General features: G+C 64.8%; 20 protein-coding genes and 1 pseudogene. 10 read left to right on the top strand and 11 right to left on the bottom strand.

The window, feature by feature from the left end:
• The first annotated feature begins 55 nt into the window (after positions 1-55).
• The 8 genes from CLU85_RS04405 to CLU85_RS04370 all read left to right on the top strand — a co-directional run bounded on the left by CLU85_RS04405 (position 56) and on the right by CLU85_RS04370 (position 9,145).
• Entirely contained in the window at positions 56-994 is a 939-nt protein-coding gene (locus CLU85_RS04405) for a dihydrodipicolinate synthase family protein (protein ID WP_100409218.1), read from the top strand.
• 6 nt (positions 995-1,000) lie between these two features.
• Positions 1,001-2,053, top strand: a complete 1,053-nt coding sequence (locus CLU85_RS04400; RefSeq protein ID WP_100409217.1) for a 2-dehydro-3-deoxygalactonokinase — start codon at positions 1,001-1,003, stop codon at positions 2,051-2,053.
• Positions 2,050-2,697: a 2-dehydro-3-deoxy-6-phosphogalactonate aldolase gene (locus tag CLU85_RS04395; RefSeq protein ID WP_100409216.1), complete on the top strand. Its 648-nt coding sequence runs from the start codon at positions 2,050-2,052 to the stop codon at positions 2,695-2,697. Before CLU85_RS04400 ends, CLU85_RS04395 begins: the two co-directional genes overlap by 4 nt.
• 38 nt (positions 2,698-2,735) lie before the next feature.
• Entirely contained in the window at positions 2,736-3,884 is a 1,149-nt protein-coding gene (gene dgoD / locus CLU85_RS04390; RefSeq protein ID WP_100412371.1) for a galactonate dehydratase, read from the top strand.
• Positions 3,885-4,397: 513 nt separating this feature from the next.
• On the top strand, positions 4,398-5,204 hold the full coding sequence (locus CLU85_RS04385) for a DUF3348 family protein (RefSeq protein WP_232727726.1): 807 nt from the start codon (positions 4,398-4,400) through the stop codon (positions 5,202-5,204).
• Entirely contained in the window at positions 5,201-7,876 is a 2,676-nt protein-coding gene (locus CLU85_RS04380; protein WP_100409214.1) for a DUF802 domain-containing protein, read from the top strand. The genes CLU85_RS04385 and CLU85_RS04380 overlap by 4 nt, the downstream gene beginning before the upstream one ends.
• 5 nt (positions 7,877-7,881) lie before the next feature.
• Positions 7,882-8,532, top strand: a complete 651-nt coding sequence (locus tag CLU85_RS04375; RefSeq protein ID WP_369858304.1) for an OmpA family protein — start codon at positions 7,882-7,884, stop codon at positions 8,530-8,532.
• Positions 8,525-9,145, top strand: a complete 621-nt coding sequence (locus CLU85_RS04370) for a DUF2894 domain-containing protein (protein ID WP_100409212.1) — start codon at positions 8,525-8,527, stop codon at positions 9,143-9,145. The genes CLU85_RS04375 and CLU85_RS04370 overlap by 8 nt, the downstream gene beginning before the upstream one ends.
• A gap of 291 nt (positions 9,146-9,436) precedes the next feature.
• Here the strand turns inward: CLU85_RS04370 and CLU85_RS04365 are convergent, their stop codons facing one another.
• Positions 9,437-11,449, bottom strand: coding sequence for a UvrD-helicase domain-containing protein (locus tag CLU85_RS04365; RefSeq protein WP_100409211.1), 2,013 nt, complete (start codon positions 11,447-11,449; stop codon positions 9,437-9,439).
• A 308-nt stretch (positions 11,450-11,757) separates the two neighbouring features.
• Here CLU85_RS04365 and CLU85_RS04360 point away from each other — a divergent pair, with 308 nt between their 5' ends.
• Positions 11,758-12,054 carry a DUF4148 domain-containing protein gene (locus CLU85_RS04360; protein WP_100409210.1) on the top strand — a complete coding sequence of 99 codons (297 nt, stop codon included), beginning with the start codon at positions 11,758-11,760 and terminating at the stop codon, positions 12,052-12,054.
• Between the two features lie 212 nt (positions 12,055-12,266).
• Here the strand turns inward: CLU85_RS04360 and CLU85_RS04355 are convergent, their stop codons facing one another.
• The 8 genes and pseudogenes from CLU85_RS04355 to CLU85_RS04320 form a co-directional block, all read right to left on the bottom strand.
• A complete protein-coding gene (locus CLU85_RS04355) occupies positions 12,267-13,244 on the bottom strand; it encodes a tripartite tricarboxylate transporter substrate binding protein (protein WP_100412370.1) in 978 nt (325 codons plus the stop codon).
• 83 nt (positions 13,245-13,327) lie between these two features.
• Complete coding sequence (locus tag CLU85_RS04350) at positions 13,328-13,843, bottom strand: MaoC family dehydratase (RefSeq protein ID WP_232727724.1); 516 nt, start codon at positions 13,841-13,843, stop codon at positions 13,328-13,330.
• Positions 13,844-13,857: 14 nt separating this feature from the next.
• Positions 13,858-15,048 carry a CaiB/BaiF CoA-transferase family protein gene (locus CLU85_RS04345; RefSeq protein ID WP_100409209.1) on the bottom strand — a complete coding sequence of 397 codons (1,191 nt, stop codon included), beginning with the start codon at positions 15,046-15,048 and terminating at the stop codon, positions 13,858-13,860.
• A gap of 48 nt (positions 15,049-15,096) precedes the next feature.
• Positions 15,097-15,885, bottom strand: a complete 789-nt coding sequence (locus CLU85_RS04340; protein WP_100409208.1) for a crotonase/enoyl-CoA hydratase family protein — start codon at positions 15,883-15,885, stop codon at positions 15,097-15,099.
• 109 nt (positions 15,886-15,994) lie between these two features.
• Positions 15,995-17,029, bottom strand: a complete 1,035-nt coding sequence (locus tag CLU85_RS04335; RefSeq protein WP_100409207.1) for an acyl-CoA dehydrogenase family protein — start codon at positions 17,027-17,029, stop codon at positions 15,995-15,997.
• A 13-nt stretch (positions 17,030-17,042) separates the two neighbouring features.
• Positions 17,043-18,199, bottom strand: a pseudogene (locus CLU85_RS04330) (acyl-CoA dehydrogenase family protein).
• Positions 18,196-19,443: a CaiB/BaiF CoA-transferase family protein gene (locus CLU85_RS04325; RefSeq protein WP_100409206.1), complete on the bottom strand. Its 1,248-nt coding sequence runs from the start codon at positions 19,441-19,443 to the stop codon at positions 18,196-18,198. The pseudogene CLU85_RS04330 and the gene CLU85_RS04325 overlap by 4 nt, the downstream one beginning before the upstream one ends.
• A complete protein-coding gene (locus tag CLU85_RS04320) occupies positions 19,440-20,423 on the bottom strand; it encodes a tripartite tricarboxylate transporter substrate binding protein (RefSeq protein ID WP_198509132.1) in 984 nt (327 codons plus the stop codon). Before CLU85_RS04320 ends, CLU85_RS04325 begins: the two co-directional genes overlap by 4 nt.
• Before the next feature lie 130 nt (positions 20,424-20,553).
• Between CLU85_RS04320 and CLU85_RS04315 the strand changes: the two genes are divergently transcribed.
• Positions 20,554-21,495, top strand: a complete 942-nt coding sequence (locus CLU85_RS04315) for a LysR family transcriptional regulator (protein WP_100409204.1) — start codon at positions 20,554-20,556, stop codon at positions 21,493-21,495.
• Between the two features lie 178 nt (positions 21,496-21,673).
• Here CLU85_RS04315 and CLU85_RS04310 read toward each other — a convergent pair whose 3' ends face one another.
• Positions 21,674-22,255, bottom strand: coding sequence for a peroxidase-related enzyme (locus CLU85_RS04310; protein WP_100409203.1), 582 nt, complete (start codon positions 22,253-22,255; stop codon positions 21,674-21,676).
• 76 nt (positions 22,256-22,331) lie between these two features.
• On the bottom strand, positions 22,332-23,321 hold the full coding sequence (locus tag CLU85_RS04305) for an MDR family oxidoreductase (protein WP_100409202.1): 990 nt from the start codon (positions 23,319-23,321) through the stop codon (positions 22,332-22,334).
• Positions 23,322-23,323 lie beyond the last annotated feature (2 nt).

The following is a 23,323-nucleotide window of genomic DNA, read 5'->3' as shown; positions in this document are numbered from 1 at the left end:
CTTGATAGATAAGCGCTAGAGCCGTATTTCAATCAAATTTTTACTTTCCTCCGCCATGCCAGCCACCCATTCCCTCCAGAACCCTCGCTATCGCGGCATCTTCCCCGTGGTGCCCACCACCTTCCACGAAGACGGCACGCTCGACCTCGACAGCCAGAAGCGCTGCCTGGACTTCATGATCGATGCGGGCGTGGATGGCGTCTGCATCCTGGCCAACTTCTCCGAGCAGTTCTCGCTATCGGATGCCGAGCGTGAAACCCTGACCCGCCTGTCGCTGGAGCACGTGGCAGGCCGCGTGCCCGTGATCGTCACCACCACCCACTACGGCACCCGCGTGTGCGCCGAGCGCAGCCGCGCCGCGCAGGACATGGGCGCCGCCATGGTGATGGTGATGCCGCCCTACCACGGTGCCACCTTCCGCGTGCCCGAGGCGCAGATCTACGAGTTCTACGCCCGCGTGTCCGACGCCATCGGCATTCCGATCATGGTACAGGACGCGCCCGCCAGCGGCACCGTGTTGTCGCCCCCGTTCCTGGCCCGCATGGCGCAAGAGATTGAAAACCTGGCCTACTTCAAGATCGAAGTACCCGGTGCCGCCAGCAAGCTGCGCGAGCTGATCCGCCTGGGCGGTGATGCCATCGAAGGCCCATGGGACGGCGAAGAGGCCATCACCCTGCTGGCCGACCTGGACGCAGGCGCTACCGGTGCCATGACAGGCGGCGCCTTCCCCGACGGCATCCGCCCCATCATCGAGGCGCACCGCCAGGGCGACACGGACCAGGCTTTTGCGCTCTACCAGCGCTGGTTGCCGCTGATCAACCACGAAAACCGCCAGGGCGGCATCCTCACGGCCAAGGCACTGATGAAGGAAGGCGGCGTGATCGCCTGCGAGGCCGGTCGCCACCCCTTCCCGGCCATGCACCCCGAGGTGCGCCGGGGCCTGATCGACATCGCGCGCCGGCTGGACCCCCTGGTGCTGCGCTGGGGCAAGTAAGCCACCATGGCAGACAACGCCCACCTCTCTGACACCCGCCTGGTGACTCTGGACTGGGGCACCAGTTCGCTGCGCGCCTTTCGCATGGGTGCCCACGGCGAAGTGCTGGAGACGCGCCACCGCCCCTGGGGCATCATGAATTTGCCACTTGCTGACAAGGGGGTGGAAGACCCGGAGCCAGGTGCTGCCTTTGAGCGCGCGCTGCACGACAGCTGCGGCGATTGGCTGGCCGCCGCACCCCACCAGCCACTGCTGGCCTGCGGCATGGTGGGCAGTGCACAGGGCTGGCGCGAAGCCCCGTATCTGAATGCGCCCACCTCGCTCGATGCGTTGGCCCAGGGCCTTACCGCCGTTCATCGCGGAGACGCCCCACCGCTGCACATCGTGCCCGGCCTGATGCAACGCGGCCTGTTGCCCAATGTGATGCGTGGGGAAGAGACCCAGGTGCTGGGGGTGCTGGGGGTGCTGGCCAGCCTGCCGCTGGCCGACAACGCCACTGTGCTCATCGGCCTGCCCGGCACACACAGCAAATGGGTGGTGGCGCGCCAGCGCCGCCTTGAACACTTCTACACCTTCATGACCGGTGAGGTGTTTGCCGCGGTACGCGGCCACACCATCCTGGGCAAGACCATGCAGGCACCGGCTGTGCCCGATGACAAGGCCTTTGCGCGCGGACTGGAGGTAGCGCGTGGCAGCGAGGCCGACCTGGGCCTGCTGTCGCACATTTTTAGCACGCGCACGCTGGGTCTGACCGGTGAGCTGCCCGCCACGGCACAAGCCGACTACCTTTCTGGCCTGCTGATTGGCCACGAGATCGCCTGCCTTGCGCGGGTGCAACCGCACGGCCTGGGAGCGCACCACACTCTGGTGCTGTGCGGCGAGCCCGACCTGTGCCGCCGCTACGCCATCGCGTTGCAGGTCTATGGCTTTGACAAAGCCACCATGGCGGCAAACGCCACCGCCACCGGTCTGTGGCACATCGCTTTGGCTGCGGGGCTCATCACAGTGCCCGCCATCCCCCACACGCCGCCTTCCACCAACGCGAGCCTGGTCCCATGAACCCCATCGACAAGACCCTGTTCCACCTCCTGCAGCGCTGCGGGCTGATCGCCATCCTGCGCGGCGTGCAACCGCAGGAGGTGGTCGCTATCGGCCAAACGCTTTACGACGCGGGTTTTCGCATCATCGAAGTGCCGCTGAACTCACCCAACCCCCTGGCCAGCATCCGCGCCCTGCGCGACGCACTGCCCGCCGACTGCCTGGTGGGCGCAGGCACCGTGCTCTCTGCCGAGGCGGTGGCCGATGTGGCTGCAGCGGGCGGTCAGATCGTGGTGATGCCCCACAGCGATCCCGGCGTCATCCACGCCGCCAGAGCGGCAGGCATGGCCTGCGCACCGGGCGTGGCCACGCTGACGGAGGCCTACGCCGCCCTGGGCGCTGGGGCCAACATGCTCAAGTTGTTTCCGGCAGAGGCCCTGCCGCCGCATGTACTCAAAGCCTGGCGCGCAGTCATCACACCGCCCATGGCCCTGGTGCCGGTGGGCGGCATCGTGCCCGAAAGCATCGCGGCGTATGCGACGGCCGGAGCCAGCGGGTTTGGCCTGGGCTCCGCGCTGTACCGCCCCGGAGACACGGCCGCCGACGTCGCCCGGCAGGCCACCGCCTTCATGGCGGCATGGCGCCTGGCCTATCCGGGCGCCTGAAGCCCCCCCCCACCGCATTTCCCACTGATTCCGTCGCCATGAAAATCACCCGACTCACAACGTTCCTGGTGCCGCCACGCTGGTGCTTCCTCAAAATCGAAACCGATGAAGGCATCGTAGGCTGGGGCGAGCCCGTTCTGGAAGGCCGCGCGCACACCGTGGCTGCTGCGGTGGAGGAACTGGGCGACTACCTCATTGGCAAGGACCCCCGCCACATCGAGGACCACTGGACTGTGCTCTATCGGGGCGGGTTCTACCGCGGCGGTGGCGTCCACATGAGCGCGCTCGCGGGCATCGACCAGGCGTTGTGGGACATCAAAGGCAAGGCGCTCGGGGTGTCGGTGTCCGAACTGCTGGGGGGTTCTGTGCGTGACCGCATCCGCGTCTACAGCTGGATCGGCGGGGACCGCCCGAGCGAAACCGCCGACGCCGCCAAAGCCGCCGTGGCGCGGGGATTCACCGCTGTCAAGATGAATGGCACCGAAGAGATGCAGTACGTGGACACCTTCGACAAGGTAGAACGCTGCCTGGCCAACGTCGCCGCCGTGCGCGACGCCGTGGGCCCCCATGTGGGTATTGGTGTGGACTTTCACGGGCGTGTGCACAAAGCCATGGCCAAGGTGTTGATGAAGGAGCTTGACCCATACAAGCTGATGTTCATCGAAGAGCCTGTGCTGAGTGAACACCATGAGGCCCTCAAGGAGCTGGCCCCTCTGACCTCCACACCCATAGCACTGGGCGAACGACTGTACTCACGCTGGGATTTCAAGCGCGTGCTGCAAGAGGGGTATGTGGACATCATCCAGCCCGACCCCTCACACGCCGGGGGCATCACCGAAACCCGCAAGATTGCCGCCATGGCCGAGGCCTATGACGTGGCACTGGCCCTGCACTGCCCGCTGGGGCCCATTGCGCTGGCGGCCAATCTGCAAATTGACGCCGGCTGCTACAACGCCTTTATCCAGGAGCAGAGCCTGGGCATCCACTACAACGAGGCCAACGATTTGCTCGACTATGTGTCCAACCCAGAGGTGTTTGCCTACAGCGACGGCATGGTGACCATCCCCCAGGGGCCAGGACTGGGCATTGAAGTGAACGAGGACTATGTACGGGAACGCGCCGCACAAGGCCACCGCTGGCGCAATCCCGTCTGGCGGCACCGGGACGGGAGCTTCGCCGAATGGTAGGCCGCTGACCCCATCGATGAGGGACCACAGCGCGCAACGAACGGTGGCCGTGAAATACGCTCGCTGTAGCCGTTACAGCGGCAGCCCAGGCCTGCCCCCCCAGAACGTGCAGCGGGCTCGCCATGTGCCAACAACTATGATTTTGATAGCTGCAGGTGCTTTACAAATAAGCACCTGCAGCTATTTTCATTAAAATTTCACTAACAACACGTGGAGACGGCGTCCCCAGCCGCTGGTTGCGCAGCACCACTCCCTTTGCGAAAACTCTGAAGGCTCTGACGGCCCTCACACGCCCCTCCCCCGCGATCGCCGTCCCCACGGTGGGCGCATGGGTGCATTGCGCCTGTCTGGCGGGTCTTCTCACCCGGAACAGGTGTAACACCTGCAACGCCGGGTCGCCCCAGCCAGGCCCTTCTGGCGTTCCTGCGAAAATAGCAGGCTTTGCCCACTGGGGACCCGTTCCCTGACGCCCGCGCCTTGGGAGAGATCCAGAGGCCGGTGCCAGCACAGTGAATGAATGACCTCCACGGGATGTATCCGCACCACCGACTCAATAGTTCCAGACTTGTTGTCCTGCTCCAGCAATGGGCGCGGGAGAATGGCGAGCGCACGGCGCAGTCACCGCAGCAGGACGTGGCGGAGCCATTGAGCCAGTGGCTGGGCACCGTAGATGCTGTCAAGCTGAGCCGGGCGCTGCATGCCATCGAGTCTCTGCCGCAGGCAGCGGAAGCGGCCGGGCTGCAGGGGGCCGATCTGGATGTGCCAGCGCTCGACCGCCAAGTGCAAAAGACCCGGACCGATCTGACGACCCTCATGACAGCCGGGGTGGCAGCCCCCAAGCCTTTGCGCGCTCGGGCCGACAACACGCCCGTAGAACTGCCCGACCCGCAGGCCGATGCGAACTTTGCAGCCCATGGCCCACGCTATCTGGATTTGCAAAAGCAGATGGACACGCGGCTGCTGGCGCTGCGGACACAGGTACGCCATGCACTCGCCAAGGGGCCCATGGCCCTGCAACAGCTGGCGGCGCTGGACGGCGTGATGGAGCAGATGCTGGGTGCGCGCGAGCAGCGGCTGTGGACGTCTCTGCCAGGCTATCTGGAACGGCGTCTGGCGCACCTGCAACACAAGCACCAGCAGGCACTGCAAACCAGCGGTCGGGCCGACGAGCCCCTGCGCTGGCGCCAGCCCGGTGGCTGGCTATGGGCTTTTGAACAGGATTTACAGGCGTTGCTGCTCGCAGAAATGCAGGTACGCCTTCAGCCGATCACGGGGCTGCTGGAAGCAGCCCACCACGAGAAAACAGGACCACAGGAATGAACAAAAGTGTGATGGCAGCCATCTTCGCCGTAGGCCTTGCGGCTGTGGGGTGGGTAGGCTGGGGTTTTGTGGGGTCCAGCCCGCTGGCGCTCGCCATGACGGCGGTGATTGGCATGGTGTACGTGTTGGGGGCCTTTGAGCTGATGCAGTTCCGCGCCCACACCCTGTCGCTGACCACGGCACTGAACGGCAACTCCGCGGAGCCGCTGGCCGACCTGGGTGGCTGGCTGGGGCGCATTGCACCGTCGCTGCGCCACCCGGTACGCCAGCGCATCGAGGGAGAGCGCGTGGCGCTGCCCGGCCCGGCCCTCACCCCCTATCTGGTGGGCTTGCTGGTCATGCTGGGTATGTTGGGTACCTTTCTAGGCATGGTGGTCACCTTCAATGGCGCCGTGTTCGCGCTGGAGGCATCTTCCAACCTGGAGTCGATCCGCGCAGCACTGGCCGCGCCCATCAAAGGCCTGGGTCTGTCGTTCGGCACATCGGTCGCCGGGGTGGCCGCGTCGGCCATGCTGGGCCTGTTGTCTGCCATGAGCCGGCGCGACCGGCTGCAGGCCGTGCGCCTGCTGGATGCGCACATCCCCACGCTGTTTCGGACGTTCTCGCCGGCCCACCGGCGCGAGGAAATGCTGCGCGCCTTGCAGACGCAGGCCCAGGCCATGCCCCTGATTGCGGAGCGCCTGCACGACCTGATGGAAGGGCTGGACCGGCGCAGTGGCCAGCTGGGCGAGCAACTGCTGGCACAACAGCAGGGCTTTCACCGCGAAGCTGCTTCGGCCTACACCCTGTTGGCGAGCACCGTGGGGACCTCGCTGCACGAGAGCCTGGGTGCCAGTGCCCGCCAGGCCGGTGAGGCGATTCGCCCCGTAGTCGAGCAGGCGATGACCACGCTGGCCCAGGAGGCGCAACGTTCGCACGAGCGTCTGCGCGAAACCACGAATGCGCAGCTCCAGGCGCTCTCGGCCCAGTGGGAGGGCACGGCCCGCCAGGTGGCCGACACCTGGACCACCGCCTTGCACAGCCACACCCAGACCCAGAACACCCTGGTGGAACAGCTCGACGGCGCGCTGCAGACAGTCACGCAAGCGTTTGACCAGCGCTCCAGCGCCATGGTGGCCTCGCTGGAGGCGTCGGCAGCGCAGTCGCGGGCGGCCGATGCGGCCGCTGATCAGCAGCGCCTGCACGATTGGAGCCGCTCCATGGAAGACATGGCCAGCACGCTCAGCGCCCAGTGGCAACGCGTGGGCGCGCAGACCGAGGAACAACAGCAGCGCACAGGCCAGGCCCTGGAGGGCGCTGCCCAGCAGTTGGGCCACAGCTTGCAGACGGCTGCGCAGGCCTTTGACCAGCGCTCCAGCAGCTTGCTCGCAACGCTGCAGGAGACGGTGGTGCAAGCCCATACCGCCCAGGTGGCGGCCGACCAGCAGCGCCAGGAAGGCTGGAGCCGGTCCATGGAAGGCATGGCCAGCAGCCTCAGCACCGAGTGGCAGCGCATGGGCGCAGAGACCGTGGCGCAACAACAGGCGGTGTGCCAGGCGCTGGAAGGCGCGGCCACACAAATCGACCACACCTTGCAAGCCACCACACAGGCCTTTGATCAGCACTCCAGTGCATGGTTGGCGGCCTTGCAGGAGACGGTAGCGCAATCCCATGCCGCCCAGGCGACGACCGACCAGCAGCGCCTGGAAGGCTGGGGCCGGTCCATGGAAGGCATGGCCAGCAGCCTCAGCGCCGAGTGGCAGCGCGTGGGCGCACACACCGTGGCGCAGCAACAGGCTGTGTGCCACGCCCTGGAGGCCACGGCCACACAGATCACCGAACGACTGACCGAGCAGGTGGCCCGCACGCTGGGCGGCGCGGCCGAATTGATGGACCAGTCGGACGCGCTGTTGCGCACACGCCTGGAAACCGAGGCCCAGTGGGTGCAGACCCAAGGCCAGCGCATGGACCAACTGACGGGTGTATGGCGCACCGAGCTGGTGGCCCTGCGCGATGCCGAGGCCCAGCGCGGCCACGCCGCCGTGGAGCGGCTCGACACACTGCAGACGGCCGTGGCACAGCACCTGGCCACCCTCGGCTCAGCACTGGAAGCACCGCTCACGCGCCTGTTGCAGACGGCATCGGATGTGCCGCAGGCTGCCGCCGAGGTCATCACCCAGCTGCGCCAGGAAATGACGCGCCTGAGCGAGCGCGACAACGTCGCACTGGCAGAACGCACGGCCATGATGGAGCAGGTCGGCACCCTGCTGCAGTCGGTGAACGAAGCCGCCGTAAAGCAACGCGCGGCCATCGACGCCTTGGTGGGCTCGGCCGCCCAGGTGCTGGAGCAGGCGGGGCAGCAGTTTGCCCAGTCGCTCAGCGCACAGGCAGGCAAGGTGGACGAGGTCGCAACGCATGTCGCCGCCAGCGCTGTGGAACTGGCCAGCCTGGGCGAATCCTTCGGCCACGGCGTCGGCCTGTTCAGTGCCAGCAACGAAAAGCTCATGGAAAGCCTCCACGGCATCGAAGGCGCCATCCAACAGTCGATGAGCCGCAGCGATGAGCAACTGGCCTACTACGTGGCCCAGGCCCGCGAGGTGATCGACCTGAGCATCAGTGCGCAGCAGGGCATTGTGGAAGACCTGCGCCGGCTGCACGGCAAGGCCTCTGTGCCACAAGGAGTGGCGGCGTGATGGGTATGGACGACGCCCTGGACGATGCCACTGAACAGACGGCACCCGTGTGGGCCGTGTTCGGAGACCTCATGGCGGGCCTGCTGGGCGCGTTCGTGCTGATTTTGGTGGGCGTGCTCGTGGTGCAGATCGACCTGGTGGCCAGCCTGAAGCAGGAGGTCGAAAAGCGCCAGATGGAAGAGCAGCGCCGCATGGCACTCGAAAAGGCACTCGCCATCCCCCTGGCCAGTGGCCGGGTGACGGTGAACAATGGCCGCATTGGCATCAGCGGCAGTGTGCTGTTTGGCACAGGCTCGGACGAGCTGCGCCCTGAGGGCCGCCAACTCCTCAAGAGCCTTGTGCAGCCTTTGATGGTGTATCTGCGCGAACGCGACGAGATGCTCATGGTGAGCGGATTCACCGACAACACCACGCTGCTGCGCGGTACCCATCAGCGCTTTGCAGACAACCTGGAGCTGTCGGCCCAGCGCGCACTCACCGTGGCGCGGGCCCTCATCGATGAGGGCATGCCCTCCTCGCAGGTGTTTGCTGCTGCGTTTGGTGCAGAGCAGCCCGTGGCAGACAACGCCGATGAGAAGGGCCGCGCACAAAACCGCCGTGTCGAAATGGCCCCGGTGCCCAAGGCATCGAACACCCAGCCACCGCGCAATGAGTGAGCCGAGCGAGCCCACGCTGGAGTCCCTGCGGGCCGAAGGCGCGCACCGCCATGACCCGGCACGCTTTCACTACCTGGAAGTGTTGGCCCGGCGCCTGCCAGGCCAACCCGCGTCCGTGCGGCAGGTATTGGCAGAGCGACTGCATGCGGCCGTGATCGCTTATGCCCAAGGCGCCCCGAGCGATCCTCCAACCCCCGGAGTTTGCGAGCCACTCGCCAGCAAAGCCGCGACGCCCGCCACAGAATCCCCGCTGGCGCGACTGAACCGGCACATCCATGCCCGCGCCCAAACCGAAGCAGACACCGTGCGGTCCAGTGACAGCGAGAGCCTGTCGGACATGAAAAGCGTGCGCCACTTCGGCGAAGTGTGGTCCAAAATATCGGCAGAACAGCAGGTGGTGCAGGCCCTGCACCGGGGGCCTGAGAATGCGGGTCCGCTCAATTCGCACAAGCTCGTTCTGCGCTCGCTGAGCCTCATGCGAGCCCTGTCACCCGACTACCTGCGGCGCTTCATGTCGCAGATGGACACCCTGCTGTGGATCGACCAGGCCAACGCCAAAGTGTCTAGCAGCCCGGCCATCAAACCGCCGCGCAAAAGCCGACCGAAGCAGTGAGCGGCTCTTCACGACCTCGCAGAAAATCGCCATGCCTGGCGCTGGCTCTGCAGCGACGACGAAGGGATGACGGGATCATGAGGAAACGTGGAATTGCAGGCGGCAATGCCTGCGAGACAGCCCCTCATCCAAGACGCCGCCGTCACGCATCGCCCTCGTGACCCCACGGGGCATGCCGCTCCACCCCACTCCGTGGTCATGGGTTTGTGCTGACCTTGCCCCCTCTCAAGATCGATGGCGCTGCGTGTGATGTCAGGCCACACCCGCGACGCAATCCGCCGTGACACCGATCTAAACAGGCCCCGGGGTCACGGGCCTGGCAACACTCTCCAGCAACCACAACGCAGTGCGCGCGCGGGTCATCGCCACATACAGCATGTTGCGCTCCCGGTAAGCCTCGTTGTGCGTCACAGTGCTGGGGAAGCGCCCGCGCTCCACAAAGGGCACCGCCACAAACGTGAATTCGCGGCCCTTGCAGGCATCCACGCTCATCAAACGCAAGGTCACCGGCTCCTTGTGTTGGTGCCTCTCAATGCTGCCACGGGCCATCAGCGTCAGGCGACCGAGGAACTCGCCCACAGGAATGCCACGCCCCAGCCGCGACAACCCATCAAGGCTTGCAAGGCATGCGCTTCGCTCTTGGCCGTTGATCGATGCGTCGTCAAAGATGCGACGCACCCAGGGGTGGCGACAAAACGCACCGGCATCCCCGAGCACATCGGGTGCCAGCGCCATCATTTTGGCGCAATGGTCGTCCAGCTCGGAGGCCTGGGGATTCAGGGTGCCATGCAAAATGTAGCGACGCATTCGCGCGGAATCCGCATACAACGTAACGGCCATTTGGTGGCTTTCGCTGGCACCGTGCAAAGCTGTCCAGCATGTCTGGTCAAACTGGCCTTGGGCCAATACATCGGCATCTGCGCCATGCGCCAGGGCGTTGCGGCGGCCATAGTGAATCAGCCCCTGAACCGCCGCACTCACAATCCCCAGAGTCAAATGGCGTTCTGCGTTGCTGTCTTGCAAGGCCCACATCAAAGACAGAACCAGGGCCACTTCCTTGCGCAGATAAAAAACGCTCATCCCCTGGCAACCGTAGTGCACGCCTTCATGCCCAAACACCCACTCCAGCAACATGCTGTCCTGGGGATTCCTCAGCATCACATTCAAGGCACTGTGCTTGCTTTTACCCCCCTGCAGCGCCCCCCAACCGTTGACAATTTGCGCGTGAACCTCCACCAGTTGCTGCGCACAATGTTCATCCGTGTCGTAAGTCGAATGCAGGAATGAATCGGAGTTCTCCGATACTGAGGCGAACTCCAGCGCGAACAGGGGGTTGAGGGCCCCGCAAATCTCCGCACCAAACCGGCGCGTGGTGTTGATGTTCAGCACCTCGGCATCCACAGGCAAGCAGTCCCGGATGTGCTGCATGGCGCCGCCAAACACCGACAACGATCCCTCGTGGATATGCTGATTGAAATCACCGGCGCCCACAAATACGCCGTTGTCGCTCTGCACCAGTTTGCGCAGAACCATCAACGCGGCTTCATCAAGGTCGTGCAGCTCATCGAACAACACCGCACCGTACCGCCCCTGCAGCCATTCACAGGGCTGCCCCCAATCCAGCAAGTCCAGCTGACGGCACAATTCAAAGGTGCAATCCCCGTCGGCATAAAACTGCGGCTCATGATTCAGGCCTGCACGCATGCGCTCGTAGTGCCTCAGTAGCCGATACAGGCCAAAGTCCAGATCCCGCTCTTGACAGAAAGTGTGCAGGTCTGTGCCCGAGTCCTGAAACTGTCGGTCCAACAAGGTCTTCTTGGCCTGCGCCTCAAAAGCTTGAAACGCGTCGATATCCACGTCCTGCGCCATCAGCGCATTGGCGTCGTTGTCCGGGCTCCGTTGCAGTTCTTGGCGCAGCGCTTGTTGTGCCTGGAGGATCAGAAAACGCCGTCGCACCGGATCATCGAGCTTCGCGACAGGGTCCCCCTGTTCTTTCAGCACTCTCTCACTGAGTTGCTCGATGGTCAGGATCTCCAGGCGCGCAGGCACCACACCGTCGAGTTTGATCAGCCGGTCGCGAATGGCGGTGACTCCCGCTCGCGAATAGGCCAGCGCGAGAATACGGCCCCCTCGATCCATACCGGCCAACAAATTACATGCTTTCATGCACAGCGTGGTCGTCTTACCCGTCCCCGCCAGTGCGCTGATGATGATCGCGGCGGCCTTGGACTGGAGCACCTGCTGCTGCTCGCCGGTTGGCAGGAGCCATTGGTGGCTCCAGCTCCTGGCGGAATGGGATGTCATTGTGAAAGCGCTGCCTGGCAAATGAGAGGGACGCCCATTGTCACAGGCCCGCACAGCACTCGACACCTCACCCACGAAAAGACGCGCCCTGCTTCATCACGGAGGTGGACTTCAATTATTCGCAATACTGGAACAGTCAGTTTAAAACCAAGTAGTTTTTCTGCAAACACCATCGGCGTAAAGTTCTTCCATCGATGAGCCGAAACCGCAAGGCGACTCACCGAACCCGGGTTGAAGAAGTTGCCTTCTTTCAGTGACGACCCTTCGTCCCGGTTTTTTTGAGATGTTTCTATTCAAGGATTTTCATCATGAACAAGACCGCCCGTTTCCTCTCTATCGCAGCTGTGGCCACCCTCGCTGCTTTTGGCGCCCACGCTGATGAGGCGGACAGCTCGCAATTTGCCTTGCAGTTCGACACCAACCGCACCCGCGCAGAAGTCGCTGCCGAAGCTGTTGTCGAAGCCCGCACGCACAGCCTGGAGCCTGCCGGTTCGCGCGTGGTGACCTACCAATCCACGGCTGACCGCGCAACCGTGCGTGCGCAGGCTGCGGAGGCGGTGCGCACAGGCCAAATTTCTCACGGCGAAATCGGCAATGCCATGTAAGTCACGCTGATGTGGCCTCGCCCTGTTGGCGGCACCTTTGCGACCGCAGAGTGCCGCCAACACGCGAAAGTGTTTCACATCACTTTGGAATTGCATGGAGCAACTGCGCGCTGTCTCTGCGAGACCACCCCAACAAAGCCAAGGCCACGCAGGATGCGTGCGTGGCGCTGGGCTGGCAGGCCCCCGCCCGGCCTACCACCTCGCCAACCCTCTCAATCGAGCGTGACGCCAGTCGATTTGACAACGCCAGCCCAGCGCTGGAGTTCTAAACTGACGTAGGTTCGATACTCCTCGGGCGTCGAGCCCAGTGGCTCTGCGCCCTGCACAGCCAGCTTGGCGCGCACATCGTCGCTTTGCAGCGCTTTGTTGATCTCGGCATTGAGTCGCTGCACAAGCGCTGCGGGCGTTTTGGCCGGCACCATGACACCCTGCCAAGCCCCGGCCTCAAAACCGGGCATGACGGTTTCCGCCAGCGTGGGCGCATCAGGGTAGAGGGACATGCGCTTGGCGGTAGTAACCGCCAGCAGCTTCAGCCGCTTGTCCTTCACGAACGGCATCACCGAGTTGATGGTGTCTGTCATGAATTGGATCTGGCCCGCCACCAGGTCCACGTCTGCTGGCGCACTGCCCCGATACGACACGTGCGTGGCATCGATCCCCAGAGTCTTGGTGAACTGGAAAGCCGCTAGGTGGGTCACATTGCCATTACCCGCAGAGCCATAGGAGAGCTTGCCCGGGTTGGCCTTGGCGTACTCCACGAACTCACGCACTGTGTTGGCAGGAATGCTGGGGTGGACCACAAGGGCCAGCGGCACCACAGCGGTCAGGGCCACGGGTGCCAAGTCTTTCTGTACGTCGTAGCTCAGGTTCTTATAGAGTGCCGGGCTCAAGGTGATTGATGACGTGTTGTAGAGCAGCGTGTACCCGTCACCCGCCGCCTTGGCGACCTGCGTGCCGCCGATGTTGCCGTTAGCCCCTGGCTTGTTGTCGACAATGACGGACTGGCCCATCTGCTCGGTCAGCTTTTGCGCCAGCACCCGCGCCACCTGGTCGGTGGGCCCGCCCGGTGGGAAAGGCACCACCAGGGTGATGGGCTTGGTAGGGTAGCTCTGCGCCTGTGCAAAGCCTATGGGGGCGAGGCCCACCACGCCAGCGGCGCAGCTGAGCACGGCCAGACACAGACGCCGCATCTTCTGTGAACGCAGCGCTGTGTTCGTATCGATTTTTTTCATGGTGCTTGTCTCCTGAGTTGTTGTCGGAACGGAAAACCGGTTCACACGCGTCCGGCCAGCAACCGGGTGGCCGTGTAGGTCATGACCATCACGCCGCGGTGATTGAAGACGTCAATGCGAGAGCTCACGACGGCACGGCCGCTCTTGGACGTGGGGCGAATCTCCGTCACCTCCACCACCGCCTCGATGGTGTCGCCCACCTGCACGGGCGCCAGAATCTGCTGGTGCAGCTCCAGCATCGCCAGGCCCGTGCCCTGGATCATGGTCTGCAGGATGAAGCCCTCGATGAGCGCATAGGTCAGCGCCCCCGGCACGGGCCGCCCGGCCATGGCGCCGCCTTCGTAACCGTCTTCGATGAAGATGGCTTCCAGCATGCCAGTGACGCCGATGAAGCTGACCAGGTCCGTCTCCGTGACGGTACGCCGGAAAGTTCGAAAGCGCTGGCCCACGCTCAGGTCTTGCCACACAAAGCCCTGACCCAGACGCGGCAAATCGCGATCCACGCCCGCGAGGACGGCGTTGCTGTGAGGGGCCAAGGGTGTGTTCTGTCGGGTCATGGAAGCGGTCCTTTTCAAGAAGCGGGTGTACTGGCTGCGCGGGGGCCCCGCAGTGCCTCGATGTGGGCATCGCTGAGCCCAGCCTGGGCCAGCAGTTCACGCGTGTGTTGGCCCAGCCGCGGCGGCATGGTGATGGCGGGGCGCTGCCCGTCAAAACGCACCGGTACGCCAGGAAAGCGCACGTCTCCCAGGTCCGGGTCGGCCACGGTTTCAAAAAATTCGGTGGCCACCAGATGCGGGTCCAGCGGCAGGTCCTGCAGCCGGGCCACGGGCGCTGCGGGAATCTCCAGCCGATCGCACACCGCGATCCAGTGGGCCGTGGTGTGGCGCTCGGTAAAGCCCGAGGCAAGCTCCAGCAGCTCGGCGATGTGGCGCGTGCGGCTGGCGATATCGACAAAACGCGCATCGTGCGCCAGCTCCGGCGCGCCCACTTCGGTGAAGAAGCGCAACCAGTGCACATTGGTGTACGGCATCATGGCCACCGCCCCATCGGCTGTGCGGTAGGGCCGGCGCCAGGGAGCCAGCACACGCGGGTAGCCGGGCCCTGACAGCGGTGGCTCGAAATGCTGGCCGTAGTAGTGCTCAACCAGGTTGAAACCCACCATGGACTCGAACATGGGGATTTCGACAAATGCCCCCTGGCCCGTGCGCTCGCGCTGCCACAGCGCCGCCAGGATGGCGTGCGCGGCCACATGGGCGCAGGTCTTGTCGGCGGCAATGGTGGGCAGGTAGCGCATCTCGCCGCCCTGCCGTTCCATCAGGTCGGCCAGCCCCGACATGCCCTGGATCACGTCGTCATACGCCGGTTTGCCTGCATAGGGACCGGGCAGGAAGCCCACCAGGCTGGCATACACCAGGCGCGGAAAACGCTGGCGCAGCGCATCGGGCGCAAGGCCCAAAGCTGCCAGCTTTTGGGGCCGCATGCTGTGCATCAGCACATCGGCCGTGGCGACCAGAGCGCCCAGCGCCTCTTGCGCGTCGGCCTGCTTGAGGTCCAGCACCACGCTCTTCTTGCTGCGGTTGGCACCGAGGAACATGGCCGCCATGCCCGCTTCTTTTGACGGGCCGGTGTGGCGTGTCGAGTCGCCCTCGGGCGGCTCGACCTTGATCACCTCGGCCCCGTAGTCGGCCAGGATCTGGCTGGCCAGGGGGCCGAAAATCACGCTGGACAGGTCCAGGACGCGCAGGCCTTGCAACGGCTTCATCGTGTGTTCTCCGAGAACGCTTGGGCGGGCGGGGCTCGCGTTGCTTGTTTACTGGAACGTGGGGGCGCGTTTTTCGATGAACGCGGTGACCGCCTCGCGGTGGTCGGCTGTCTTGTGTGCGATAGCCTGGTAGCCCGCCGACATTTCAAGCAGCGAGGCCAGCGACGCGTGCTCGCCTTCGCGCAGCAGGCGCTTGGTCATTCGCATCACGGCGCCGGGGTTGGCGGCGATCTTGGCGGCCAGGGCGCGGGCGGTGGGCAGCAGCTGGTCAGCGGCCACCACGCGGCTGATCAGGCCGCAGGCCAGCGCCTCTTGTGCGCTGATGGCCTCGCCGGTGAACGCCATCTCGGACGCTTTGGCCATACCGACTGCACGCGGCAGCAGCCAGGCGCCACCGTCGCCGGGCACGATGCCCACGCGTACAAAACTTTCGGCAAAGGTGGCCGTCTCGCTGGCGATGCGGATGTCGCACATGCAAGTCAAATCCAGGCCCGCGCCGATGGCCGGGCCGTTGACGGCGCAGATCACGGGCACGTCGAGCTGATAAAGCGCGTTGGGAATCTGCTGGATGCCCTGGCGGTATTCCTCGCGGATCAGATCGGGCGTGAGCGCGTCGTCAAAGAAGCGCTTCATGTCCTTGACGTTGCCGCCCGAACTGAAGATGGGGCCGGCGCCCGTGAGGATCAGCACCTTCACGCTGGCGTCCTTGCGCACGTCCTCGCACAACTGCACGAACTCCTGCACCGCTGTGTTGCCAGTGAGCGCATTGCGCGTTTCGGGCTGGTTCATGGTGGCGGTGAGAATGCCGCCGTCGCGTTCAATGGTCAGAAAGGCCATGGGGTGTCTCCAATATCAAAAAAATGAGCTGCCAGCGCTTGATAAACATTGTTTTCCAATGGATTTCATATTGAAACCTTTGCAAATAAAGCGCCAGCAGCTATGGTTTTCAAAGCACTGCGTCTACGTCGGTGATGCGCCGCACGATGTCCAGGGTCATGCCCGGGTGCTGCAGCAGGGCCTCGCCCGCCACGCCGTACCAGTAGGCTTCGCTGCCTGCGGTCTGGCGCCAGGCATGCAGCCGGCGCGTGAACAGCTGCAGGTCGTACTCCTCGGTAAAGCCGATGGCGCCGTGGATGGCGTGCGCCAGCTCCGACACCACCAGCGCCGCCTCACTGCAGCGCGCCTTGGCCGTGGCCACGCGCAGGCGGTCGGGCACCACACCCGCACCGCTGCAGCCCAGTTGCGCGGCCATGCGTGCGGCAAACACGTGCTCGCTCATCACCGCCAGCTGGTGCTGGATGGCCTGGAACTTGCCAATGGGGCGGCCAAACTGCTGGCGTTCGTTGGCGTATTGCAAGGTGCGCTGAAACACGCTGCTGAGCGCCCCCGCCATTTGTGGCGCCACTACGGCGGCCTGCAGGGTGCGCACGTCCAGCGCGCCATCTACGGCGACGGCGGGTGCGGCCTGCACCTGCGCCGCGGTCCACATTAGCGCGATGTCGAGCGCCAAGGCCTGCGGGGTAGCCTGTGCATCCTCGGCGCTCAGCAAGCGCCATTCAGTGCCCGCCTGCACCAGCACTGCAGCGGCCACCTGGCCACTGCGCACCAGCGCGCAGCGCAGGCCGCCATCGGCCAGGCGCTCGCCGCGGGCCAGCGCGATACAGCCTGCGGGCCGCGCCACGCCGGCCTGCGCCAGCAGTGCGCGCGCCACCATGGTGTCGCCCAAAGGCAAGGGCAGCGCATGTGCGCCGCATTGTTCCAGCACACCAAACACCTGGCCCAGCCCCAGGCCGGCGCCGCCGTCGTCTTCGCTCAGCAGCGCATCGGCCAGGCCGGTGGCTTCCAGCTGCTCCCACAAGGCCGTGGTGCCCTCGGCCGCGCGGCCGCCCTCTTCAATGGCGCGCACCACTTGCGGGGAGCACTGGTCTGCCAGCACATCACGGGCGGCATCGGCAAACAGGTCGTTGTTGTTTGTGGTCATGTATCTCTCCCAATCAACGCAAGCCGAGGCCGCGGGCGATCATTCCGCGCAGGATGTCGCGCGTGCCGCCGCGCAGCGAGAACGAGGGCGACGCCTCCGTCACGTACTTCAGGGTCATCAAAAGCTCCACCGGCACGTCTTCCGTCTCGCGCGAGAACAGGTCTTCCGCAATGGCGGCGGGGATCATCTGCTCCAGCGTGGTGCCCAGCTCCTTGACCAGCGCGGCCTCGACGATGGGGCTGGCGCCCTGGGTGAGCTTTTCCTGCACCGACACCGACATGGCACGCAGCGGCGCCAGCTGCGTGAGCACCTTGCCCGCCAGTTGCCGCGCCGAGTCGCTGCGGCCCTGGGGCGTGCGCACGTAGTCGAGCCATTGATCGAACAACACGATGGAGGAGAAGAGGCGCTCGGGCCCGCTGCGCTCGAAAGCGAGTTCGGCGGTGACCTGCTCCCAGCCCTGGCCTTCGGCGCCGATGAGCGCGTCGGCACCGAGCTGCACGTTGTCGAAGAACACCTCGCAAAAGTGGCTGTCGCCCGAGAGGTCTTCAATGGGCCGCACGGTGACACCGGGCAGCGACAGGTCGACGATGACCTGCGACAGGCCCTTGTGGCGGTCTTCGGTGGTGCCCGAGGTGCGCACCAGTGCAATCATGTATTGGCAGTGGTGGGCGTTGGTGGTCCAGATCTTTTGCCCGTTGAGCACAAAACCCTGGTCGTTGGGCACTGCGCGCGTCTTGACGCTCGCCAGGTCCGAGCCTGCGTTGGGCTCGCTCATGCCGATGCAGAAAAAGGCCTCGCCCTTGCATACGCGCGGAATGTAGAACTGCTTTTGGGCCTCGGTGCCGTATTTGAGGATCAGCGGCGCGCTCTGGCGGTCGGCGATCCAGTGCGACCCCACGGGGGCGCCGCAGGCCAGGAACTCCTCGACCAGCACGTAGCGCGTGAACGCGCTGCGCCCGCCGCCGCCGTATTGCGTGGGCAAGGTGATGCCCAGCCAGCCCTTTTGCCCGAGTTGGCGGCTCAGTTCGCTGCTGTAGCCCCCCAGGACCGCGCGCGGATGTGCGCAGGCAGGTCGGCAATCGCCCGGTGCAAAAAGGCACGCACCTCGGCGCGCAGTGCCTCGTCTTGTGCGGGAATGCGCGTGAGCGCGAGTGAATCGAGGGTACTCATCCCAAAACTCCGTTGTCTTTGTAGGTCTGCAATTGCGCAGGCGAAAGTCCCAGCACGCGGGTCAGCACCTCGTCGGTGTGCTGACCCAGTTGCGGCGGTGTATGGCGGTAGGTAACGGGCGTGTCCGACAGCCGGATGGGGCTGGCCACCAGCGGCACGGCGCCGGCCTGGGGGTGCGGCATCGAGATTTGCAGGCCGCGGTGGCGCACCTGCGGGTCTTCAAACACGTCGCGCACGGTGTTGATGGGGCCGCAGGGCACGGCATGCTGCTCCAGCAGCGTGATCCAGTCGCGCGTGCTGCGCGAGACGGTGACGGCGCGGATGCGGGCCACCAGCTCGTCGCGGTTTGCCAGCCGCGCCGCGTTGCGTGTGAAGCGTGGGTCTTGGGCCCAGTCCGACTGGCCGATGGCCTGACAGAAGCGCGCGAACTGGCCGTCGTTGCCAATGGCCAGGATCATGTGGCCGTCGGCGGTGGGGAAATCCTGATACGGCACCGTATTGGGATGCGCGTTGCCCATGCGCTGCGGCACCTGGTCGCCATACAGGTAGTTCATGCCCTGGTTGGCCAGGCAGGCCACACCCACGTCGAGCAGCGCCAGATCGATGTGCTGGCCCCGGCCCGTGTGCTCGCGCGCCTGCAGCGCGGCCAGGATGGCCGTGCTGGCATACAGGCCAGTGAGGATGTCGGTGAGCGCCACGCCCACCTTCATCGGACCGCCGCCGGGCGCGCCGTCGGGCTGGCCGGTGACGCTCATCAGCCCGCCCATGCCCTGAATCAGGAAGTCGTAGCCCGCACGCTGCGCATACGGCCCGTCTTGCCCAAAGCCGGTGACCGAGCAATAGACCAGGCGCGGGTTGAGCGCGCTCAGGCTCGGGTAGTCGAGCCCGTACTGCGCGAGGCCGCCGGTCTTGAAGTTCTCGATCAGCACATCGCACTGCGCCGCGAGCTGGCGCACGATCTGCTGGCCCTCGGGCCGCGTGAAATCCACCGTCACCGACTGCTTGTTGCGGTTGGTGCACATGTAATAGGCCGACTCGCCCGTGGGCTGGCCCGCCGGGTCCGTCACATACGGCGGGCCCCAGGCGCGGGTGTCGTCGCCGGTGCCGGGGCGCTCGACCTTGATGACCTCAGCCCCCAGATCCCCCAGCGTCTGCGCGGCCCACGGACCTGCGAGTACTCGCGAAAGATCCAGCACCTTCACATGCTGGAGCGCGCCTGGCGGCTTGGCGGCTCCGTCGCTCATTGCTGCGGCACCTTGGCTTGCTGCACGATGCGCGTCCACAGCGCGATCTCGTTCTTCTGGAATGCGTGCATCTGCGCGGGGCCACCGGTCATGGGCGTGGCGCCAATGCGCTCGTAGAAGGCGCGGGTTTCATCCGTTTTGGAGATCGCCGTGAACAACTCCGCCAGCTTGGCCGTCTCGGCCGCAGGTGTCTTGGCGCTGACCATCGCGCCCACCCAGGTGTAAGCCTCAAAGCCGGGCAGGCCGGCCTCGCTGGCGGTGGGCACATCGGGCGACGAGGCCACGCGCTTGTCGGCCGCCACGGCGAGCACCTTCACGCGGCCACCCTTGGCCAGCTCCTGTACGGCGGTCACCTCGGCAAAGGCATAGTCCACCGTGCCGGAAGCCACCGCCGTCATGGTCTCACCAGCGCCCTTGAACGGCACATGCACGGTTTGCACCTGGGCCGCATCGTTGAGCAATTCACCCATGAGTTGGTAACCCGCCGACCCCGCACCGAAGTTGACCTTGCCGGGGTTGGCCTTGGCATAGGCCAGCAGGCCTTTGAGGTCTTGATACGGCGCCTGCGGGGTGACGGTGAGCATGGCGGGCGAGCGCATCATCATGGTCAGCGGGGCAAAGTCCTTGACCGGGTCGTAGGGCAGCTCCTTGAACAGCGCAGCGTTCACGGCGAGCGTGGAGTTGCTGCCAATGAACACGGTGTAGCCATCGGCTGGCGCCGTCAGCACCTGCTTGACGGCGATGAAGCCGTTGGCGCCCGGCTTGTTCTCGACCACTACGGCCTGGCCAGTCATGTCCTGCAGCTTCCTGGCGAAATAGCGCGCGGAAGTGTCGGTACCACTGCCTGGACCGAAGGGCACAACGAATTTGATGGTCTTCGATGGAAAGGTCTGCGCTTGGGCGACGGGCGCGAGTGTGGCGCTCAGCGTCAGCAAGACGGCGCCAACCAGGGCGCCCAGAGTGGTTCTGCGCTTATGCATGGGAATTTGTCTCCTTGAATGGGTGGCAGGTTTGCCGGGCCCTCCATGGGGCCTTGGCTCGCACTCTAGCCAGCGGGACTAGCGTCGTCTAATATTAAGAATTGAAAAGCCAATACTTTTTGGATATCACATGAACCTGCGCCAGCTGCGCCAATTTGTCACGCTCGCGGAAACAGGCAACTTCCACCGCGCGGCCGAGCTGCTGCACATGGCGCAGCCGCCGTTGTCGGTATCCATCCGCAAACTCGAAGAAGAAATGGGCGATGCGCTGTTCGAGCGCCGCTCCACGGGCGTCCTCCTCACCCCGGTGGGCGAGGCCATGCTGGCTGATGCGCGGCTCACGTTGTTCCACGCCGAGCAATGCCGCCAGGCCGTGATGGATGCGCGCCAGGGCCAGGGCGGGCTGCTGCGCATCGGCATCATCGGCTCGGCGACATATGCGCTACTACCGGAGCTGATCCCCTCGCTGCGCGAGCGTTTCCCCAAGATTGAACTCGAGCTGACCGAGGCCACCTCGTCCGAGATCCTCGATGGCCTGGTCTCGCGCCGATTTGATGTGGGTTTTGTGCGCTACCCGGTGCTGCATCCGGCACCGTTCGAGCTGCTGCCCATGGACCGCGACGACTTCGTGCTCGCTGTCTCGGAGCACAGCCCGCTCGCGGCCCAGGACACGATTGCCCTGTCAGACGCGGCCCACCAGCCTTTCATCATGTACCCGCAGGACAAGGTGCCCGGCCTCTCGACCCTGGCACTGATGCGCTGCCAGCTCTCAGGTTTTACGCCGCGCGTAGCCCAGGAAGCCATGCAGGTGCAGACCATCATGAGTCTGGTGGCCTCGGGCTTGGGCGTTGGGCTGGTGGCTGGCGTGGCGCGGCTGGTGGTGCCGCGCGGCGTGAAATGTCTAGCGCTGACCGACAACCCCACGGGATTTCATGTCGGCATCGCCTTGGCGCGGCTGCAGGGCAATACGAGCCGGCTCGTGGAACGTTTCACCGAACATGCCCTGGGCTTTTCCACTGCACCCGAGATGCCGCTGCCGCCACCGCCAGCCGCTGAGTTTCCGGTCGGCTGAATTCCCGGGCAGCGTGCAGCCCAACGCTCAGCGCACTGTCCGGCTCGTCATCACGCGCGCCTGGCGACCTGGCGCAAACGCCAGATGCCCGTCCAGGCAACGGGGGTTAGACATCGCGTCTTTGCTCGCTGCATGCTGCCTCGGTTGACCCCCGCCTCAGCTTCTTGACGGGAAGCGGTTAGGACCGCCCCAGGCTGTAGAACTCGTCGTTGGGCCGCATGCTCGTGACGTTGGCCATGCGGTTCGACAGGCCAAAGAAGGCTGCAATGCCGGCAATGTCCCAGACATCGTCCATGTCGAAGCCGTGCGTGCGCAGCACCTCAAAGTCCTGATCGCCGACGGCGTAGGCCTGAGCCGAGACCTTCATCGCGAAGTCGAGCATGGCCTCCTGCCGCGGCGTGATATCGGCCTTGCGGTAGTTAACCGCCACCTGATCCGCGATGAGCGGGTTCTTGGCACGGATTCGCAGGATGGCGCCGTGTGCCACCACGCAGTATTGGCACTGGTTGGCATTGCTGGTTACCACGACGATCATCTCGCGCTCCGCTTTGGTCAGATTGCCTTTCTTCTCCATCAAAGCGTCGTGATAAGCAAAGAAGGCGCGAAACTCTTCAGGCCGGTACGCCAGCACCAAGAATACATTGGGCACGAATCCTGACTTCTCCTGCACCGCGAGAATGCGGTTGCGAATGTCTTCGGGCAGGTCCTTGATTTCAGGGACAGGGAAGCGATTGATTTGGAAAGGGGTGGTTGCAGGCATAAAAAGCTCCGATTTCATGGGTAAGTAGTGCCTCGTCAACAACGCAACGTTGTACGAGGGAACGGGATGATGGGGACTATCGGGATGGGCCTACACGGACGACAACGCGCCCACGAACTTGCCCGGCAAGGAGCTCTGGCGCAACCGCGATCGCGTCTTCAAGGGCAATTTCCCGGAGCAAGCTCTCCAGCAAATGAATGTCCAAATCCTTGGCAAGACGCCGCCATGCTTCGATGCGCTCAGCGATTGGCGCCATGACGCTATCGACGCCTGCAAGGGTCACGCCGCGCAAGATGAATGGCGCCACGGTTGCCGGCAAGGACATGCCGGCCGCAAGGCCGCAAGCCGTCACCACACCGCGATAGCGCATCGCCGCGCAAATATTGGCGAGCAATTGCCCGCCGGCGACATCTACCGCACCCGCCCAACGTTCTTTTTCCAGCGGCCTGCCAGGGTTGGACAACTCGGCGCGCTCAAGGATCTGCCGCGCCCCCAGCGACGTCAGAAATTCAGCCTCCTGCGGCCGCCCCGTCACTGCGGCGACTTCGTAGCCCAGCTTGGAGAGCATGGCCACCGCCACGCTTCCCACTCCGCCTGCGGCGCCTGTCACAACGATCGGCCCTTTGTCCGGCGTCACGCCGTGGCGCTCCAGCGCCAGCACACACAGCGCCGCGGTATAGCCCGCAGTACCGAGCCCCATGGCCTGACGCAAGGTAAATGGCGACTGCAGCGGAATAAGCCATTTGCCCGGGACGCGAGCCAACTCGGCAAGCCCGCCCCAGTGCCCTTCGCCGACGCCCCAACCATTGAGGACCACCTGATCGCCAACAGCAAAGTCCGGATTGGCTGATGCCTCCACGGTGCCCGAAAAGTCAATGCCTGGCACCATTGGAAACTTGCGCACCACGGGGGAGCGGCCCGTGATGGCCAAGGCATCCTTGTAATTGAGTGTGGAATAGGCGACGCGAACGGTCACGTCGCCTTCGGGGAGTGAGTCCTCGGACAACATCTGCATTGAAGCCGACTGTTGTCCATCCTGTTTGTCGATGAGAACGCCACGGAACATAG

The organism is Acidovorax sp. 69 (genome assembly GCF_002797445.1).
GTDB lineage: Bacteria > Pseudomonadota > Gammaproteobacteria > Burkholderiales > Burkholderiaceae_C > Acidovorax.
This window is presented reverse-complemented; position numbering and strand designations above follow the sequence as displayed.

Excerpts from the sequence above, each read along its gene's own strand:
- CLU85_RS04395 (WP_100409216.1), top strand. The coding sequence starts at position 2,050 with ATGAACCCCATCGACAAGACCCTGTTCCACCTCCTGCAGCGCTGCGGG.
- CLU85_RS04380 (WP_100409214.1), top strand. The coding sequence starts at position 5,201 with ATGAACAAAAGTGTGATGGCAGCCATCTTCGCCGTAGGCCTTGCGGCT.
- CLU85_RS04305 (WP_100409202.1), bottom strand. The coding sequence starts at position 23,321 with ATGTTCCGTGGCGTTCTCATCGACAAACAGGATGGACAACAGTCGGCT.
- dgoD (WP_100412371.1), top strand. The coding sequence starts at position 2,736 with ATGAAAATCACCCGACTCACAACGTTCCTGGTGCCGCCACGCTGGTGC.
- CLU85_RS04385 (WP_232727726.1), top strand. The coding sequence starts at position 4,398 with ATGAATGACCTCCACGGGATGTATCCGCACCACCGACTCAATAGTTCC.
- CLU85_RS04320 (WP_198509132.1), bottom strand. The coding sequence starts at position 20,423 with ATGCATAAGCGCAGAACCACTCTGGGCGCCCTGGTTGGCGCCGTCTTG.
- CLU85_RS04355 (WP_100412370.1), bottom strand. The coding sequence starts at position 13,244 with ATGCGGCGTCTGTGTCTGGCCGTGCTCAGCTGCGCCGCTGGCGTGGTG.
- CLU85_RS04405 (WP_100409218.1), top strand. The coding sequence starts at position 56 with ATGCCAGCCACCCATTCCCTCCAGAACCCTCGCTATCGCGGCATCTTC.
- CLU85_RS04365 (WP_100409211.1), bottom strand. The coding sequence starts at position 11,449 with ATGACATCCCATTCCGCCAGGAGCTGGAGCCACCAATGGCTCCTGCCA.
- CLU85_RS04325 (WP_100409206.1), bottom strand. The coding sequence starts at position 19,443 with ATGAGCGACGGAGCCGCCAAGCCGCCAGGCGCGCTCCAGCATGTGAAG.
- CLU85_RS04345 (WP_100409209.1), bottom strand. The coding sequence starts at position 15,048 with ATGAAGCCGTTGCAAGGCCTGCGCGTCCTGGACCTGTCCAGCGTGATT.
- CLU85_RS04335 (WP_100409207.1), bottom strand. The coding sequence starts at position 17,029 with ATGACCACAAACAACAACGACCTGTTTGCCGATGCCGCCCGTGATGTG.
- CLU85_RS04340 (WP_100409208.1), bottom strand. The coding sequence starts at position 15,885 with ATGGCCTTTCTGACCATTGAACGCGACGGCGGCATTCTCACCGCCACC.
- CLU85_RS04315 (WP_100409204.1), top strand. The coding sequence starts at position 20,554 with ATGAACCTGCGCCAGCTGCGCCAATTTGTCACGCTCGCGGAAACAGGC.
- CLU85_RS04350 (WP_232727724.1), bottom strand. The coding sequence starts at position 13,843 with ATGACCCGACAGAACACACCCTTGGCCCCTCACAGCAACGCCGTCCTC.
- CLU85_RS04400 (WP_100409217.1), top strand. The coding sequence starts at position 1,001 with ATGGCAGACAACGCCCACCTCTCTGACACCCGCCTGGTGACTCTGGAC.
- CLU85_RS04360 (WP_100409210.1), top strand. The coding sequence starts at position 11,758 with ATGAACAAGACCGCCCGTTTCCTCTCTATCGCAGCTGTGGCCACCCTC.
- CLU85_RS04310 (WP_100409203.1), bottom strand. The coding sequence starts at position 22,255 with ATGCCTGCAACCACCCCTTTCCAAATCAATCGCTTCCCTGTCCCTGAA.
- CLU85_RS04370 (WP_100409212.1), top strand. The coding sequence starts at position 8,525 with ATGAGTGAGCCGAGCGAGCCCACGCTGGAGTCCCTGCGGGCCGAAGGC.
- CLU85_RS04375 (WP_369858304.1), top strand. The coding sequence starts at position 7,882 with ATGGACGACGCCCTGGACGATGCCACTGAACAGACGGCACCCGTGTGG.